We start from the raw sequence: 16,581 nt of genomic DNA on the forward strand, positions 1-16,581 counted from the left end.
CGTTACTCCTTGGTGGCGGCCACGGGCTCGCACAGCGCCTTGCTCAGCGCGGCCAGCTTCAGGTCGTCGTCGGTGGCGGCCAGCGACTGGCGGCCTGCCATGTACTTGTGCATCACGGCGTCGAACAGACGCGGCTCTGCGGCGGTGAAGTAGGCCGGCGGGTTGTTCTCGCTCGGCTGGGCCAGGGCCAGGTAGGCCTGGGCATCCAGCGGCGTCGCCTGGGCCTTGACCTTGGCCACCCAGGCCTGGAAGTCCTCGGGGGTCTCGGTGGCGATGGCCTTGAACTTCATGCCCGAGAAACCGGCGCCGCTGTAATTGGCGGACATGCCGTCATAGCTGCCGGCCTCGTTGGCCAGCAGATGCAGCTTGGTCTCCATGCCGGCCATGGCGTAGATCTGGCCGCCCAGCTGCGGGATGAAGAAGGAGTTCATCGCCACATCGGAGGTGATGCGGAAATTGACCGGCGTGTCCTTGGGGAAGGCCAGCTGGTTGACCGTGGCGATGCCCAGGTCCGGGTAGATGAACAGCCACTTCCAGTTCAGGGCCACCACGTCCACCTTGATCGGCGCCTTGTCCGATTCCAGCGGACGGTATGGGTCCAGCTTGTGGGTCGTTTCCCAGGCCAGGATGGCCAGGCCGATCACGATGATCACGGGGATCGTCCAGACCACCACTTCAATTTTCGTGGAGTGGGCCCATTTGGGGGTGTAGACGGCGGCCGTGTTGCTGGCCCGGTACTTCCAGGCGAACACCAGGGTCATCACGATGACCGGCACCACCACCAGCAGCATCAGGAAGGTGGCGGTCAGGATCAGCGATTTCTCGTCGGCACCGATCGGCCCTTTCGGGTCGAGGATGCCGCCCTTGCAGCCCGACAGGAGCGTGGCCAGCAGCGCTGTGCCGACGCCCAACCAGCGGGTGGGTCTAGAGTTACTCGTCATACGACTGGATGGTTGATGAAGATTCGGGAACCGCAGGGCGGCAGGACGATCGGTGCCGGGTACATCCGGCGCTGGGGGGCTGGGCGGGCGCGCGGGGCGCCGGCCAGGCATCAGCCCGGTGAGGCGGACGCCACTCCCCCGGACGGCGGACCGGCCGGGAACTCGGCACCAGGCGGCCAGACCGCCACCGGCACGAATGCACCGACACCCGCGCGCACCGCGCAGGCGTCACCCGAGCGCCGACGCGGGCGGCGCGCTTGATGCATCCGATTCATGTGGCTGGCCCCGCGGCATACCGCCCACCCCATTGATCTGGCGCATGACGCCAGGGGGCGGCGATTGATGTGCCGCAATACTGGTACTTGACCTAGATTGTAGGCGCTGCGCTGGTTAGCTCCATTGACGGGGCTGTCGTGTCGGAATAAGTTGCCAAGTTTTGCTCGCTTGCAGTAGATCAAATTTGTGCAAAGGCACCGCGGCCAAACCCGGCGGTCGGCGGCCTGACCCGATCCCTGCCCTTCCTCGGTGGGCCGGTTCCCGCCGCACCGCCGTCCCGCCTTGCAGGCGCGGCTCTCGGCAGGCGTGGTGCGGCCCACCCTGGCGTCAGAAAGCCCTGACACCCCGAATGGGCCGTGGTGGATGGACAACAAGCTGTCACACTCTCCGACAGCCTTCTGCAAGCTTGTAGAGAACATCACCAAAACGTCATCTGCGAAGGCGACGGAACAGGGGCCCGGCCCCGTCGGCGTCCCGAGGGTGGCAGGCCCGAGCGGCGCGAGCCGTGACGCGCCTGGATGGCCTGGGCCTCGGCCCGGGCAGGTGCCTGCTGACGCAGGCCGTAGAGCACGGTCTTGGCGTGGGCCAGCACCGTGGCCTCCTCCACCACCGGGGCCGGGTAGGCCGGCGTGCCCCACTCGGGCAGCCAGCGTCGCCGGTAGCGGCCCTCGGGGTCGTGCTCGGCGGCCTGCTTGGCCGGCGAGTAGATGCGCAGCGTGTTGATGCCGGTGGTGCCCGACTGCATCTGCATCTGGCTCCAGTGGATGCCCGGCTCGAAGTCCAGGAACTGGCGGGCCAGGAACAGGCCCGGCGCGCGCCAGTGCAGCCACAGGTGGTAGGCCGCGAAGCTCACCAGCATCGCCCGCATGCGGAAGTTCAGCCAGCCGGTGGCGCGCAGCTGGCGCATGCAGGCGTCCACCATCGGATAGCCGGTGCGGCCCTCGCACCAGGCCTCGAACAGCTCCTGGCGCCAGGGCGCCTCGCAACCGGCGTCGCCGGGCCGCAGACCGTCGTGGGCGCGGGAGAAGTTGCGCCACTCCACCGCCGGCTCGTCCTCCAGCTTCTGCATGAAGTGGCAGTGCCAGCGCAGCCGGGCGCCGAAGGACGTCAGGTCGCGGGCCAGCGCGGCATCGGGGGTGGCCTGGCGCGCCCGCTCGGTGGCCTGGAAGACGCAGCGCATCGACACCGTGCCGAAGGCCAGGTGCTCGCTCAGGCGGCTGCAGCCGGTCTCGGCGCTCAGCGGGCTGGACAGGGCGCGCCGGTAGCCGGCCGCCCGCCCCTGCAGAAAGCTGCCCAGCCCGGCCCAGGCCGCGGCCTCGCCGGCCGGCGGCAAGGTGGGCCCCGGGCCGGACAGGCCCAGATCGCCCAGGGTCGGCAACGGCTCGGGCAGCAAGTCGGGCACGCCGGCCCAGCCGGCAGAACGGGGCAGCGGCGGCGCCTGCATGCGGCGCGCCCACTGCGCAGCCCAGCCGCTGCGGCTGCGCAGCCGCCGCACCACGCCGGTCTGCGGCCATTCCAGCCAGGCCACGCCCTGGGTCCGGCACCAGGCGGCCACCGCCTTGTCACGGGTGTAGCTCCAACCGGGCCCGGTCTCCTCGTGGCTGAGCAGGTGGCTCAGGCCATGCATGCGGCGCAGCGCCTCCAGCACCGGCACCGCCTCGCCCACCCGCACCAGCAGCGGCAGGCCGCGTGCGGCCAGGGCCTCGCGCAGCGGCGCCAGGCAGGCCAGCAGATAGGCCACGTGGCGGGGGTGGCATTCGGGGCTGTCCAGCCAGGCCGGCTCGATCAGCACCAGTGCCAGCGCCCGCTCGAAACGGGCCGCCTCAACCAGCGGCGCATGGTCGCGCAGGCGCAGGTCGCGCTTGAACCAGACCAGGGCGGTGGCCGGCTCAGCCATGGCGCCCCCGGTCGGGATCGCAGGCAGCGCCGCAGTCCGCCTCGGCCCCTTCGCCCAGCAGGCGGCGGGCCCGCGCCTGCAGCGCCGGGCGCCAGCGCAGGAAGCGGCGGTAGGCCCGCTCGGCCAGCCAGGGCGCGCCCGGCAGGGCCTGCACCGCCGCGGCCAGCAACCACCAGCGCGGCAAGGCCGCCCACAGCCGCAGAAAGCCCGCAGCCCCGCCATGCCAGTGCCCGACCGCATCGCGCACATGAAAGCGCGCCAGCAGCGCGGCCCGGTCCGGCGCACGGGGGTCGTCCAGCGCGGCGCAGGTCGCGGGCTCGCTCAGGTCGCGCCAGACGATGGGCTGGCGGGGCGTGAGCCGACGGTAGTGGGCGATCTCACGCCGGCACAGGGGGCAGGCGCCGTCGAAGAAGACCTCCAGCGCAGCCGCGGCCTCGGGGCGGGAGAGCGGCTGGTTCATGCCGGCACCTCCTGCGCCTCCTGTTCCCCCTGCGCGCGCAGCGCCCGGGCCTGGGCCTGCAGCGCGGTGCGCTCGGTCTCGTCCAGGCGGGCCAGGTGGCGCACCTGCATGCCCAGGCGGGGGTGGCCGGCCAGCCAGTCCTGGTGGCGCAGCAGGAAGTCCCAGTACAGCGTGGTGTAGGGGCAGGCCCGCGGGCCGCTGCGCTGGCGCGGGTCGAAGGCGCAGCCCGCGCAGGGCGCGCCCTGGCGCTGCAGGTACTGGCCGCTGGCGATGTAGGGCTTGCTGGCCATCACGCCGCCATCGGCGTGCTGGGACATGCCCAGGGTGTTGGGCAGCTCCACCCACTCCACCGCATCGACATAGACGGCCAGGAACCAACGGTGGACTTCCTGAGGCCGCACGCCCAGCAGCTGGGCATAGAGGCCGATCACCATCAGGCGCTGGATGTGGTGGGCATAACCCCAGCGCAGGGTCTGGTGCAGCGCATCGCGCAGGCAGGCCATCGGCGTCTGGCCGGTCCAGAACCAGGCGGGCAGCGGCAGCGTGGCGTCCAGGCCGTTGAGCTCGGCGTAGCCCGGCATGCGCGTCCAGTAAATGCCGCGCACGTACTCGCGCCAGCCCAGGATCTGGCGGATGAAGCCTTCGGCGCCGGCCAGCGGCACCTGGCCGGCGCGCCAGGCGGCCTCGGCCGCGGCCACCACCTCGCGCGGGTCCAGCAGCTTGAGGTTGAGGGCCGCGGACAGCTGCGAGTGGTAGAGCCAGGGCTCGCCGACCCACAGCGCATCCTGGTAGCGGCCGAACAGCGGCAGCCGCTCACGCACGAAGGCGTCCAGCGCCTGCAGGGCCTGCGCGCGCGTGACCGGCCAGGCGAAGTCGTCCAGCGCGCCGGGATGCCCGGCCAGGCGGGTGCGCACCAGGGCCAGCACCTGCTGCGTGATCGCATCGGGCGCGAAGCGCGGCGGGGCCGGCAGCGGGCCCGGTCCCTCGGGACCGAAGGCGGCGCGGTTGTCGGCGTCGAAGTTCCAGCGCTCGCCCTCGGGCTCGCCATCGGGCCGCATCAGCACGCCAAAGCGGCGGCGCAGATGGCGGTACCAGTGCTCCAGCCGCAGGCCCTTGCGACCGCGGGCGAAGGCGGCGAATTCGCGCACCGTGGTGTAGAAGTGGCGGTCCTCGCGCAGGTCCAGCGGCAGGCCCTGGTCCCGGGCCACGGCCCGCAAGGCCTGCAGCACGCGCCAGTCGCCCGGCGCGGTCAGCACCAGGGCGGCCGGGCGCTGGCGGGCCAGCGTGGCGGCCAGGGCCGCGCCCAGGCTGGCGCCCGCGCCGGGGTGGGCCGGGTCCTCGGGTGCATCCAAGGGCCGGTAGTGCACCGTCCAGCCACGCTCCCGCAGGGCCTGGGCGAAGTGGCGCATGGCGGCCAGGAACAGCGCGGTGCGCGGCTGGGACGACCAGACATGGGTGCTTTCCTCCATCACCTCGGCCATCCACACCGCGTCACGGGCCGGGTCGAAGCCGTCGAAGGCCGAGGACCGCAGGTCGAGCTGGTCGCCCAGCACCAGCACCAGGTGGCGCAGTTCAGCCATCGCCCCCTCCCCGGCGCCCGGCCTGGCGGCGGCAGGCCGCGGAGCAGTGGCGCACCTCGTCCCAGCAGCGGGCCCAGCGCTTGCGCCAGCCCATGGGCCGGCCGCAGTGCTGACAGGGCTTGACCGGCAGGGCCGCCTTCAGGCCCTTGACCGCGCCGGCCACCTTGGGGGCCTTCATGCCAGCACCTCCACCACGCTGGTCTGCAGGGCACCGGCCAGGTCGCGCGCGGAACTCCAGGCCCGCTCCACCGGCTCCACCCCGGCGGGCAGCTGCGCGCCCCCCAGGAAGTCGCCGCAGACGCCCAGGGCCAGCTCGCCATCCCACCAGTGGGAGGCACCGGCCGGCGGCAGGGCGGGCACGGCGTAGCGCCAGCGGTGCGCCACCGCGCTGCGCCAGAGCACCGGCTCGCCCAGCCATTCGGCCAAGGCGGCCTGCAGTGCGGGCAGCACCACCTCGGGGGGCTCCTCCAGATGCAGCTGGCTCCAGGTCGGCGTGGCCTGCAGGACCCAGTGCGCCTCGCCCACGCGCTGTTCGCGGCCGGGCCGGGCATCCTGCCGCAGCACGCGGGCCAGCGGCCCGGTGGGCGGGCAGGCCAGGGCGCCGCCGGGCACTTCGGCCGCCAGTTCGGAGCTCACGCCCATCACCGTCCAGCAGGGCAGCATGGGCACCGCGGCGGCAGCGCCCGCCCAGTCCGGCCGCCAGGGCGCAAGCAGGGGCGCGGCCTGGGCCGGCGGCAGCGCCAGCACCACCGCGTCCAGCCCCTCGGCCACCCGCTGCCCCCCGGATTCCAGCCACCAGCCGTGCAGGCCGCGGCCCAGGGTGTCGACGGGGCAGGACCACCGCGCGTTCAGGCCGTCCAGCAGGCCGCGGCACCAGTCGGGCATGCCGGCCTGGCCCAGCCAGCGCGGCGTCACCTCGGCCAGCGGCGAGCTCGGCCGCGGTTGCCAGCGGCGGCACCAGCCTTCGGCCTGGGCCCGCAACAGCGCCCGCTGGAAGGCCGGCCCACGGGCCCCGAAATCGGCCGCCCCGTGGTCCAGCCAGGTCACCCGCTCCTGGCCGTCGGGGGTGGTCCAGACCATGCGCCGGGTGGCCAGGCGTCCGCCGGGTCCCCGGGCCTTGTCGAACACCTGCACCTGCCAACCGGCGTCGGCCAGCCAGCGCGCACAACTGGCACCGGCCAGACCGGCCCCCACCACGGCGGCACGGGGGTTCATGGGGCTCAGTTCAGGGCATTTCATGGCGAGCAGCTTAGTCAGCTTGGCGCCTGAGTGCATCGTCTTTGACGCATACTGTCGCTCCATCGGCTGCTTTTGCGAGTCAATATGGATTCATCCGAACCCGATCCCAGCCGCCGCCCGCAGTACCGCAGCGGGGCCGTGGCACGCATGGTGCGCATGCCGGTGACCACCCTGCGGGTGTGGGAGAGGCGCTACCGGCTCACCCAGGCCGCGCTCAGCCCCAGCGGCCAGCGGCTCTACAGCGCGGCCGATGTGCAGCGCCTGGCGCTCATCAAGCAGCTGACCGACCTGGGGCACGCCATCGGGCAACTGGCCGGGCTGGACATGGCCGCGCTGCTGGCGGTGCAGGCCACCCACGCCCAGGCGGTGGCCGGCAGCCCGGCCGCCCTGCCCCCGGCACCGGCCCCTGCCAGCCCGGCGCCCTGGCGGGTCGGGGTGGTGGGGGAGGCCTTGTTCCGGCGCCTGGCGCGCGACGCCGACCTGCCGGATAGCGGCCAGCCACGGCTGCTGGGGCCCTGGGCCGACCCGGCCGAGGCCGAGGCCGCCTGCGCGGCCCTGCGGGCACGGGGCGAAGCACCGGGGCTGCTGCTGTGGCACTGCCCCAGCCTGCAACCCGAGGCCTGGGCCCGGTGGCAGGCCGAGGCCCCCACGCTGAGCAGCCAGGCCCGGCTGGGCGTGGTCTACAGCTTTGCCAGCGCGGCCGGGCGGGCCCCGCTGCTGGCCGCCGGTGCCAGCCTGCTGCACGAGCCTGCCGAGGACGTGGCGCTGTGGCGCTGGCTGGGCACGCTGGGACCCACGGCGCCACCGCCTCTGCCCGGCCCGGCCGCCCTGCCCCCGGCGCCGCCGCGACGTTGGGACGATGCCGCGCTGGTGGCGCTGGCCGGCCTGTCGACCACCATGGCCTGCGAATGCCCGCGCCACATCGCCGGCCTGCTGCGCCAGCTGATGCACTTCGAGGCCTACAGCCGCGAATGCGCCCACCGCAGCCCCGACGATGCCGCCCTGCACGCCCACCTGGCCGAGGTGAGCACCCGCTGCCGGCTGGCCTTCGAGGAGGCCCTGGCCCGCGTCATCGCCCACGAGGGGCTGCTGCCCGGGGGCTGAGCCGCCACAATCGGCGCCATGTCGCCCGCCGCCCCCCACGCCCGTTCCACCCCCACGCCCACGGGCGACCGCCTGATCGCCCTGGCCGCCGGCCGCTGGACCGGCCCGCTGATCCGTGCCCTGGGCCTGCCCAGCCCGAAGGCCCTGCCCCGCGAGACCGGCCCGCTGCAGGCCGTGGCCCTGGCGGGACGGAGAGGCGCGCTGGGCGGCACCGGCATGACGCCCACCTTGCAGGCGGCCGAGGCTGCGCTGCGGGCGCTGGGTGTGCAGGGGCTGCAGGAGCAAGGACAGGCGGGGCCGACCGACGGCCCGCTGGACCTGGCGGTCTTCGACGCCACCGGCCTGGTGACAGTGGCCGCGCTGGACGGGCTGCGCCGCTTCTTCGCCCCCGGCCTGGGCCGGCTGCGGCCGGGCGCTCGCCTGCTGCTGCTGGCCCGCGCGCCCGACACGCTGACCGCACCCGAGGCCGCCGCCGCGGCCCAGGCATGCGAGGGTTTCATGCGCAGCCTGGCCAAGGAGGTGGGCCGGCGCGGCGCCACCGCCAACCTGCTGTGGCTGGAGCCCGGGTCCGAGGCCGGCCTGGCGGCGCCGCTGGCCTTCTTCGGCGGCCCGCGCAGCGCCTATGTCTCGGGCCGCACGCTGCGGCTGACGGCAGCGCCCATCCCCGCCGGCCACGGTCTGGGCGGGCGCACCGCGGTGGTGACCGGCGCGGCCCGCGGCCTGGGCGCCGCCACCGCCGAGCGCCTGGCTGCCGAAGGCGCGCGCGTGCTGTGCGTGGACGTGCCGGCGGCCGGCGAGCCGCTGGAAGCGCTGGCCCGGCGCCTGGCCGGCCAGGCCCTGGCGCTGGACATCACCGCGGCCGATGCCGGCGCCCGCCTGGTGGCGGCGCTGCAGGCCGCGGGCGGGGCGGACGTGGTGGTGCACAACGCCGGCATCACCCGCGACCGCACGCTGGCCCGCATGAGCGAGGCCGAGTGGAACGCGGTGCTGGCCGTCAACCTGCGCGCGGTGCTGGGCCTGGACGCGGCACTGGACGCCGCCGGCCTGTGGCGGCCGGGCGCGCGGGAGGTCTGCCTGTCCTCCATCAGCGGCATCGCCGGCAACGGCGGCCAGACCAATTACGCGGCCAGCAAGGCGGCGTTGCTGGGCTATGTGGCGGCCCGGGCCCGCCAGGCGCCTGCCGCGGGCATGACGGTCAATGCGGTGGCGCCGGGCTTCATCGAGACGGAGATGACGGCGCGCATCCCTTGGATGATCCGCGAGGCCGGCCGGCGCATGAATGCCCTGGCACAGGGCGGCCAGCCGCAGGACGTGGCCGAGGCCATCGCCTTCCTGGCCCAGCCGGGCGCGGCGGGCGTCAACGGCCAGGTGCTGCGGGTCTGCGGCCAGGCGCTGCTGGGGGCCTGAGCCGCCCCGCTTCGACCCTTCAGGTCTTCACGCCTCAGGTCTTGAGGTGCATGCCCGCCAGCGCGGGTGCCAGCAGGCGCGGGGCCGGGCTGCCCGGGCGCACCGTGCCGAAGCGGCCGCTGTCGCCGTTCCAGTCGGCCAGCGCGGCCTCCAGTCCGGCCTGATCGCGGCCGACGAAGTTCCACCACAGCAGGATGGGCGTGTCGGCCCAGGGCTGGCCGCCCAGCCACAGCAGGCGCAGCGGCCCGCGGCTGCGCAGCTCCACGCCGTCGGCACCGGGGGGCAGGTAGAGCAGTTCGTCGGCGTCCAGGCGCTCGCCGTCCACCCAGGCCTCGCCCTCCAGCACCATGGCCGCGTGCTCGAAACCCGGGTCCAGCGGCAAGCGCACCTCGCCCGCGGCCGGGGCCAGCAGCTCCAGCCCCACCAGCGGCGTGAAGACCTGGGCCGGCGAGGTGGCGCCCAGCGCGCTGCCGGCCAGCACCGTCACCTGCCAGTCGCCCAGCGTCCGCACCGGCAGCACCGGGTGGTTCTGGAAGGCGGGTGCGCGCTCGCGCTCGGCGTCGGGCAGGGCGATCCACAGCTGGGCCGCGTGCATGCGCGCGCCCTCGGCGGCGGAATCCTCGGTGTGGGAGATGCCGTGGCCGGCCGTCATCAGGTTGACCTGGCCGGGGCGGATGACCTGCTCGTTGCCCAGCGAATCGCGGTGCAGCACCTCGCCCTCGATCATCCAGGTGAAGGTCTGCAGGCCGATGTGGGGATGGGCGCCCACATGCATGCCGTCGCCCGGCGCGAACTGGGTGGGGCCCAAGTGGTCCAGAAAGCACCAGGCGCCCACCATGCGGCGCTCGCGGTGCGGCAGGGCCCGCAGGATGGGCGTGTCCACGCCCAGAATGGTCTTGCGGGCGGGCAGGCGCTGGAGGGCGCTCATGGCGGTCCTTTCGGCGTTCAGGTCAACGCAGGGCCATGCCGTCGAAGGTCGTCGACGTGACCCAGTCGAGGATCTGCGCGTGGGTGTACTGGCCCGACTCCTTGAGCATGGCCACCACCGGATCGCAGGCCCGGGCAAAGAGGGTATAGAGCACCAGCTCGCCCGGCAAGGCCGGGTTGAGCTGGCCGCCGGTCTGGGCCTCGGTGATCCAGATGCTCAGCCGGTTGCTCAGCGCGATCAGACGGTCCATGTACTCGTCGTTGGACTGCAGCGAGGCGCTCAGGCTGGAGTTCTGCGCCGGCAGCGTGGGCATCTCGCCTTCCAGCTGGGTCTGCATGGCCCAGCGGGTCACGGCCTTGAGCTGGTCCAGCGCCCGCACCGGCTGGCCGGACTGCGCCGCCTCGACGGCCTGGGCCCGCAGGCCGTCGACGAAGGCCAAGGCCCGGTCCAGCACGCCCACCATGGCCGCACCGGCCAGGTCTTCCTTGGAGGGAAAGAGCTTGTAGAGGCTGGCCTTGGCCAGACCGGCCTCGGCGGCCACCTCGTCCACCGTCATCGCGTCATAGCCCTTGGTGGCCAGCAGGCGGTTCACGGCGGCCACGATGGCCTCCTCGCGCACACGCTGCATCTGCTCTCGGATCGACGGACGGGCTCCCATGGGCCGGATTCTAGACCCGGCGAGCCATCTTCAATACCCGATAGTGCAAAGTGGATACCAAACGGTTATATTTTGAACTCATCAGTTCAATCATTGATCTGACAAGTTCAACCGGGAGGTCTTCCACATGCACCGAGTCGCTGTCATCGGTTCCGGCATCGCCGGCCTGGGCGCCGCCTGGCGACTGAGCCGAGCGCAGGCCGGCCAGCCGCCGCTGCAGGTCACCCTGTTCGAGGCCGGCCGCCACTTCGGCGGCCACGCCCACACGGTGGACCTGGCGCTCGACGGTGTCCACCAGGGCGTGGACACCGGCTTCCTGGTCTACAACCAGCGCACCTACCCGCTGCTGACCCGGCTCTTCGCCGAGCTGGGGGTGGAGGTGGCGGCCTCGGACATGTCCTTCTCGGTGCAGGTGCCGCGGCCCGACGGCCGGCCCGGCCTGGAATGGAGCGGCAGCTCGCTGGCCAGCGTCTTCGCCCAGCGCAGCAACCTGCTGCGTCCGCGCTTCTGGCACATGCTGGCCGAGATCCTGCGCTTCAACCGCCTGGCCACCGACCTGGCCCGGCGCCAGGCCGAGGCGGAGCTGGACACCTCGATCGGTGCCTTCCTCGACCTTCACGGCTTCGGCCCGGCCTTCCGCGAGGACTACCTGCTGCCGATGATCGGCTGCATCTGGTCCTGCCCCACCGACCAGATGCTGCGCTTCCCGGTGGCCACGCTGATCCGCTTCTGCCACAACCATGGCCTGATCCAGGTCACCGACCGGCCGCAGTGGTACACGGTGCGCGGCGGCTCGCGCCAGTACGTGCGCCGGCTGGTGGCCCAGCTGCCCGACGCCCGGCTGAACACGCCGGTGCTGGGCCTCAAGCGCCTGGACCAGGGCGTGGTGCTGCAAACCGCGCATGGCAGCGAGCACTTCGACGCGGTGGTGCTGGCCTGCCACAGCGACCAGGCCCTGGCCCTGCTGGGCGAGGACGCCAGCGCCGACGAGCGCGCGGTGCTGGGCGCCATCCGCTACCAGCCCAACGAGGCCGTGCTGCACACCGACACCGGCGTGCTGCCCACCCGCCCCGCCGCCTGGGCGGCCTGGAACTACGAGCGCGCCGCCAGCACGCAGCAGGAACAGACCCAGGTCTGCCTGCACTACCTGATCAACCGCCTGCAGCCCCTGCCCTGGGAACGCCCGGTCATCGTCTCGCTCAACCCGGCCCGGCCGATCGACGAGCGCCAGGTGCACCAGCGCATCGCCTACAGCCACCCGGTGTTCGACCTGGCCGCCATCGAGGCCCAGCGCCGCGTGCCCGGGCTGCAGGGGCGGCGCCACACCTGGTTCTGCGGCGCCTGGTGCGGCTACGGCTTCCACGAGGACGGCCTGCGCGCCGGCACCGAGGCCGCCGAGGATCTGCGCCGTGCGCTGGCCGGCCGGCCCGACACGGCCGACAGCGCCCGGGGGGCCGCATGAACGCCACCCCCCGTGCCACCGCCGCCGCGCAGCCGCTGATCGGCTTCGGCAGCGTCTGGCACCGCCGCTTGCGGCCGGTGGAACATGCCTTCCGCTACCCCAGCTACTTCCTGCTGCTGCCGCTGCGCAGCCTGCGCGGCGCGCCGCAGGCCGCGCTGCGCCGCAACCGCTGGGGCTGGCTGAGCTTCCATGACCGCGACCACGGCGAGGGCGGCCCCGACGCGCTGGCCTGGTTCGAGGACCTGCTGGCGCGCGAGGGCATCACCGACGCCGACGGCGAGGTCTGGCTGCACACCTTCCCCCGGGTGCTGGGCTATGTCTTCAAGCCGGTGAGCTTCTGGTACGCGCACCGGGCCGACGGCTCGCTGGCCGCCGTGCTGGCCGAAGTCAACAACACCTTCGGCGAGCGCCACGCCTACCTGCTGGCCGGGCCGGACCTGGCCTGGGGCCGCGAACAGCACGCCCGCAAGGTCTTCCACGTCTCGCCCTTCTGCCGGGTCGAGGGGGCCTACCGCTTCCGCTTCGAGCGCCACGCGGGCGATGCGCAGCAGCCGCCCCACACCCTGGTGCGGGTGGACCTGGACGATGCCCAGGGCCCGCTGCTGCAGACCAGCGTGGGCGGCCGGCTCGAGGCCCTGAGCCCGGCCAGCGTGCGCCGGGCCTGCTTCGGCACCCCGCTGATGACCCTGGGCGTGATCGCCCGCATCCACTGGCAGGCGCTGCAGCTCTGGCGCAAGCGCGTGCCCTTCTTCGGCAAACCCGCCGCCCCCGAGCACTTCGTCACCCGATGAACACGACCACCGCGACCTCCCCCCGCTCCGCGGCCGTGCCCGGCGCCGCACCCGCCGCCGCCCGCCGCGTGCTCAACTTGCTGGCCCGCCTGCCCCAGGGCCGGCTGGACCTGCAGCTGCCCGATGGCCAGGTGCAGCGCCTGTCCGGCGCCACCGGCAGCGGCCAGCCCGTCGGCAGCATGGTGCTGCACAACTGGGCCGTCTTCGAGCGCACCTTGAAGGCCGGCGACATCGGCCTGGCCGAGAGCTACATCGACGGCGACTGGGACAGCTCCGACCTGGCCGCCCTGCTGCGCCTGTGCATCCGCAACCGCGAGCACATCGAGGGCCTCATCTACGGCCGCTGGTGGGGCGCCCTGGCCTACCGGCTGCGCCACCTGCTGCGGCGCAACAGCCGCAGCGGCAGCGCCAAGAACATCCATGCCCACTACGACCTGGGCAACAGCTTCTACCGCCTGTGGCTGGACCCGACCATGAGCTACAGCGCGGCCTGGTTCGAGGGCCGCGACCCGCGCGGCGTGGACCTCCAGGCCGCCCAGCAGGCCAAGGTGCGCCGCGCCCTGCGCGAAGCCCGGGTGACGCCCGGCGCCCGGGTGCTGGAGATCGGCTGCGGCTGGGGCGGGCTGGCGGAGATCGCGGCCGGCGAGTTCGGCGCCCATGTCACCGGCGTGACCCTCTCGCGCGAGCAGCTGCAATGGGGCCAGGCGCGCATGCAGGCCCTGGGCCTGGGCCGGCAGGTGGACCTGCGCTACCAGGACTACCGCGACCTGGCCGAGCGGCACGCGGACGCGCCCTTCGATGCCATCGTCTCCATCGAGATGTTCGAGGCGGTGGGCCGCGAGTACTGGCGCGGCTACTTCGAGACCCTGCGCGCCTGCCTCAAGCCCGGTGGTCACGCCTGCATCCAGACCATCACCATCCGCGACGACCTGTTCGAGCGCTATGTGCGCTCGACCGACTTCATCCAGCAGTACATCTTCCCCGGCGGCCTGCTGCCCAGCCCCTCGGCCTTCGAGGCCGAGGCCCGCCGTGCCGGCTTCATCGTCGAGCAGCGCCTGGCCTTCGGGCCCGACTACGCCGAAACCCTGCGCCGCTGGCGCGAGGCCTTCCTGCGCGAGATCGACACGGTGCAGCGCCTGGGCTTCGACGCCCGCTTCCAGCGCATCTGGGCCTTCTACCTGGCCTATTGCGAGGCGGCCTTCGACACCGGCAACACCGACGTCATCCAGTTCACGCTGCGCAAGCCCCTGTCATGACATCCGCCATGCAACCCGCCCCGTCCCCGCACTGCACCCGGCGCCGGAGCCTGGCCTGCATGGCCCGGATGGCCGGCATGCTGGCCACCCTGCCCGTCACCTTGAACACCCCCATGACCGCCCTCGCCCAGACCGCTGCCCCCACCCCGACGCCCCCGGCCGAACTCCGGCCCCTGCTGCCCACGGCCCGCCTGCTGGGCAGTGGCGTGCTGCGCTTCTTCGGCCTGCGCGTGTACGAGGCACGGCTGTGGGCCGCCCCCGGCTTCCAGCCCGAGCGCTACGCCCAGCAGCCCTTTGGCCTGGAACTGGCCTACGACCGCAAGCTCGAGGGCGAAGCCATCGCCGAACGCTCCATCGCCGAGATGCGCCGCGTGGGCCCCTTCAGCGAGAGCCAGGCCAACCAGTGGCTGGCCCTGATGAAGCAGGCCTTCCCGGACGTGGCCGCGCAGGACCGGCTGCTGGGCCTGAACGACGGCCAGGGCGACGTGCGCTTCTTCCACAACGGCCAGCCCACCGCGCAGACCCGGGACGCCGAATACGCCCGGCTGTTCTTCGGCATCTGGCTGGCGCCGCAGACCTCGGCCCCCGCGCTGCGCGACGCCCTGCTGGGCCTGGCACGCTGAACCTCGTCCAACCAGCCCCAACATGCCCACGCCACACGCCCCCGCCGCCGCCCTGCCCTGGCGCACCGGGCTGGCCTATGGCGCGCTGGCCCTGCCGCTGGCCTTCGTCTCGCTGCCGCTCTACGTGACGCTGCCGCACCACTACGCCACCGAGGCCGGCGCCCCGCTGGCCGCCCTGGGCATGGTGCTGCTGGCCACCCGCGGCCTGGACGCCGTGGTGGACCCGGCCCTGGGGCGCTGGGCCGACCACCTGTTCCGGCGCGGCCTGCGCCCGGCCTGGCAGGCCGCGGCCGGGGGCGCGCTGGCCCTGGCGCTGGCCTTTGCCGCGCTGTGGCACCCGCCACGCGGGCCGGCCGCCGCCACCCTGGCCTGGCTGGGCCTGACCCTGCTGGCCTGCACCCTGGCCTACAGCGGCGTGGCCATCCTGCACCAGGCCTGGGGCACCCGCTGGGGCGGCGCGCCGGCCTGGCGGGCCCAGGTCAGCGCCTGGCGCGAGGGCGCCACCCTGCTGGGCGTGGTGCTGGCCAGCGCCCTGCCCGCCTGGCTGGGGCTGGACGGGACCAGCGCCGTGCTGGCCGTGGCCCTGGGTGCCGGCCTGCTCGGCCTGGGCTGGCTGCTGCGCCGCCCTGGCGTGGCCACCCTGCCGACCGCCGCCGCGGATGCGTCAGCCGAAACCCCGTCGCCCCCTGCGCGCACGACCGCCACCTCGCCCTGGCGCGACGCCGCCTTCCGCCGCCTGCTGGCGGTCTTCATGCTCAACGGCGTGGCCAGCGCCATCCCGGCCACGCTGCTGCCCTTCTTCGTGGCCGACCGGCTGCAGGCCGCCGGCCTGCAGCCCCTGCTGCTGCTGACCTACTTCGGCGCCGCCGCGCTGGGCCTGCCGCTGTGGGTGCGGGCGGTGCGGCGCTGGGGCCTGTCGCCCACCTGGCGCGCCGGCATGGCCGCCAGCGTGGCGGCCTTCGCCTGCACCCCGGCCCTGGGCGCGGGCGACGGCCCGGCCTTTGCCGCCATCTGCCTGGCCAGCGGCCTGGCCCTGGGGGCCGACCTGGCCCTGCCCGGCGCCCTGCTGACCGGCGTGATCCACCAGGCCGGCGCGGGCCAGCAGGGCGAGGGCCGCTACCTGGGCTGGTGGGCCTGCGCCACCAAGCTCAACCTGGCCCTGGCCGCCGGCCTGGCCCTGCCGCTGCTGGCCGCCGCCGGCTACCAACCCGGTCAGGCGGCTCCCGCGGGGCTGCAGGCCCTGGCCTGGGCCTACGGCGGCCTGCCCCTGCTGCTCAAGCTGGCGGCCCTGGCCGCGCTGTGGCGCGCCGAGCAGCGCCACCCCACCTGGAGAGACACCGCATGATCCGCCTCCTCCCCTTCGCCATTCCCCCCAGCGCCCGGCGTGTGCTGCTGACCCTGGCGGCCACCGGCGCCCTGGCCGGCCTGGCCGCTTGCGCCGGCCCCAGCGTGCAGGATTACGCCCAGGAAAAGCCGGTGCTGGACCTGCGCGACTACCTCAACGGCCCGCTGACCGCCCAGGGCCTGTTCACCGACCGCTCCGGCCGCGTCGTCAAGCGCTTCACGGTGCAGATGACCGGCCAGTGGCAGGGTGACGAGGGCACGCTGGACGAGCATTTCCGCTACAGCGACGGCACGACCCAGCGCCGCGTCTGGCACCTGCGCCACCTCGGCGACGGGCGTTATGTGGGCCGGGCCGACGACGTGGTGGGCGAAGCCCGCGGCGAGAGCGCCGGCAACGCCTTCCACTGGACCTACACCCTGGCCCTGCCGGTGGACGGCCGGGTCTGGAACGTCGAGTTCGACGACTGGATGTACCGCATGGACGAAACCACCGTGCTCAACCGCTCGGCCATGAGCAAGTTCGGCATCCACCTGGGCGACGTGACCCTGGCCTTCACCAAGCCGGCGCAGGCCGTGAGCCACTCCAGCGGCACCATCGACCACAAGGACTGACAC

16 protein-coding genes are annotated in these 16,581 nt (G+C 73.7%); 8 read left to right on the top strand and 8 right to left on the bottom strand.

Annotation, left to right across the window (positions count from 1 at the left end; translation table 11 throughout):
* Nucleotides 1–2 precede the first annotated feature (2 nt).
* The 6 genes from cyoA to LRM40_RS14690 form a co-directional block, all read right to left on the bottom strand.
* The gene (gene cyoA, locus LRM40_RS14665) at nt 3–941 is read right to left on the bottom strand and encodes a ubiquinol oxidase subunit II (RefSeq protein ID WP_151125676.1); all 939 of its coding nucleotides are present in this window, start codon (nt 939–941) and stop codon (nt 3–5) included.
* A 694-nt stretch (nt 942–1,635) separates the two neighbouring features.
* Nucleotides 1,636–3,114: an FAD-binding domain-containing protein gene (locus LRM40_RS14670; protein ID WP_151125677.1), complete on the bottom strand. Its 1,479-nt coding sequence runs from the start codon at nt 3,112–3,114 to the stop codon at nt 1,636–1,638.
* Entirely contained in the window at nt 3,107–3,574 is a 468-nt protein-coding gene (locus tag LRM40_RS14675) for a thiol-disulfide oxidoreductase DCC family protein (protein ID WP_231067571.1), read from the bottom strand. The genes LRM40_RS14670 and LRM40_RS14675 overlap by 8 nt, the downstream gene beginning before the upstream one ends.
* Nucleotides 3,571–5,154: a cryptochrome/photolyase family protein gene (locus LRM40_RS14680; RefSeq protein ID WP_231067572.1), complete on the bottom strand. Its 1,584-nt coding sequence runs from the start codon at nt 5,152–5,154 to the stop codon at nt 3,571–3,573. The genes LRM40_RS14675 and LRM40_RS14680 overlap by 4 nt, the downstream gene beginning before the upstream one ends.
* Nucleotides 5,147–5,332 carry a DUF2256 domain-containing protein gene (locus LRM40_RS14685; protein WP_151126037.1) on the bottom strand — a complete coding sequence of 62 codons (186 nt, stop codon included), beginning with the start codon at nt 5,330–5,332 and terminating at the stop codon, nt 5,147–5,149. The genes LRM40_RS14680 and LRM40_RS14685 overlap by 8 nt, the downstream gene beginning before the upstream one ends.
* Complete coding sequence (locus LRM40_RS14690; protein ID WP_170289003.1) at nt 5,329–6,369, bottom strand: NAD(P)/FAD-dependent oxidoreductase; 1,041 nt, start codon at nt 6,367–6,369, stop codon at nt 5,329–5,331. Before LRM40_RS14690 ends, LRM40_RS14685 begins: the two co-directional genes overlap by 4 nt.
* Nucleotides 6,370–6,477: 108 nt before the next feature.
* On the opposite strand from LRM40_RS14690, the gene LRM40_RS14695 reads away from it, so the two are divergent.
* Both LRM40_RS14695 and LRM40_RS14700 read left to right on the top strand, forming a co-directional pair.
* The gene (locus LRM40_RS14695) at nt 6,478–7,497 is read left to right on the top strand and encodes a MerR family transcriptional regulator (protein WP_151126035.1); all 1,020 of its coding nucleotides are present in this window, start codon (nt 6,478–6,480) and stop codon (nt 7,495–7,497) included.
* An 18-nt stretch (nt 7,498–7,515) separates the two neighbouring features.
* Nucleotides 7,516–8,904: a 3-oxoacyl-ACP reductase gene (locus LRM40_RS14700; protein ID WP_231067573.1), complete on the top strand. Its 1,389-nt coding sequence runs from the start codon at nt 7,516–7,518 to the stop codon at nt 8,902–8,904.
* A gap of 34 nt (nt 8,905–8,938) precedes the next feature.
* Here the strand turns inward: LRM40_RS14700 and LRM40_RS14705 are convergent, their stop codons facing one another.
* Nucleotides 8,939–9,832 carry a pirin family protein gene (locus tag LRM40_RS14705; protein WP_151126005.1) on the bottom strand — a complete coding sequence of 298 codons (894 nt, stop codon included), beginning with the start codon at nt 9,830–9,832 and terminating at the stop codon, nt 8,939–8,941.
* A 22-nt stretch (nt 9,833–9,854) separates the two neighbouring features.
* The gene (locus tag LRM40_RS14710; protein WP_151126006.1) at nt 9,855–10,490 is read right to left on the bottom strand and encodes a TetR/AcrR family transcriptional regulator; all 636 of its coding nucleotides are present in this window, start codon (nt 10,488–10,490) and stop codon (nt 9,855–9,857) included.
* 127 nt (nt 10,491–10,617) lie between these two features.
* Here LRM40_RS14710 and LRM40_RS14715 point away from each other — a divergent pair, with 127 nt between their 5' ends.
* Genes LRM40_RS14715 through LRM40_RS14740 form a run of 6 tightly spaced genes read left to right on the top strand, consistent with a single transcriptional unit; the run spans nt 10,618 to nt 16,578 of the window.
* Entirely contained in the window at nt 10,618–11,952 is a 1,335-nt protein-coding gene (locus tag LRM40_RS14715) for an NAD(P)/FAD-dependent oxidoreductase (RefSeq protein ID WP_151126007.1), read from the top strand.
* Nucleotides 11,949–12,743 (top strand): DUF1365 domain-containing protein, encoded by a 795-nt coding sequence (locus tag LRM40_RS14720; protein WP_151126008.1) that lies wholly within the window; start codon nt 11,949–11,951, stop codon nt 12,741–12,743. Before LRM40_RS14715 ends, LRM40_RS14720 begins: the two co-directional genes overlap by 4 nt.
* Nucleotides 12,740–13,999, top strand: a complete 1,260-nt coding sequence (locus LRM40_RS14725; RefSeq protein ID WP_151126009.1) for an SAM-dependent methyltransferase — start codon at nt 12,740–12,742, stop codon at nt 13,997–13,999. The genes LRM40_RS14720 and LRM40_RS14725 overlap by 4 nt, the downstream gene beginning before the upstream one ends.
* An 8-nt stretch (nt 14,000–14,007) precedes the next feature.
* Entirely contained in the window at nt 14,008–14,622 is a 615-nt protein-coding gene (locus LRM40_RS14730) for a chalcone isomerase family protein (protein ID WP_375138589.1), read from the top strand.
* A 22-nt stretch (nt 14,623–14,644) separates the two neighbouring features.
* The gene (locus tag LRM40_RS14735) at nt 14,645–15,967 is read left to right on the top strand and encodes an MFS transporter (protein ID WP_231067574.1); all 1,323 of its coding nucleotides are present in this window, start codon (nt 14,645–14,647) and stop codon (nt 15,965–15,967) included.
* On the top strand, nt 15,964–16,578 hold the full coding sequence (locus tag LRM40_RS14740) for a DUF3833 domain-containing protein (RefSeq protein WP_151124007.1): 615 nt from the start codon (nt 15,964–15,966) through the stop codon (nt 16,576–16,578). The genes LRM40_RS14735 and LRM40_RS14740 overlap by 4 nt, the downstream gene beginning before the upstream one ends.
* The last annotated feature ends 3 nt before the right edge of the window (nt 16,579–16,581 follow it).

The sequence above is a fragment of the Ideonella dechloratans genome, assembly GCF_021049305.1.
GTDB classification, from domain to species: Bacteria; Pseudomonadota; Gammaproteobacteria; order Burkholderiales; family Burkholderiaceae_C; genus Ideonella; species Ideonella dechloratans.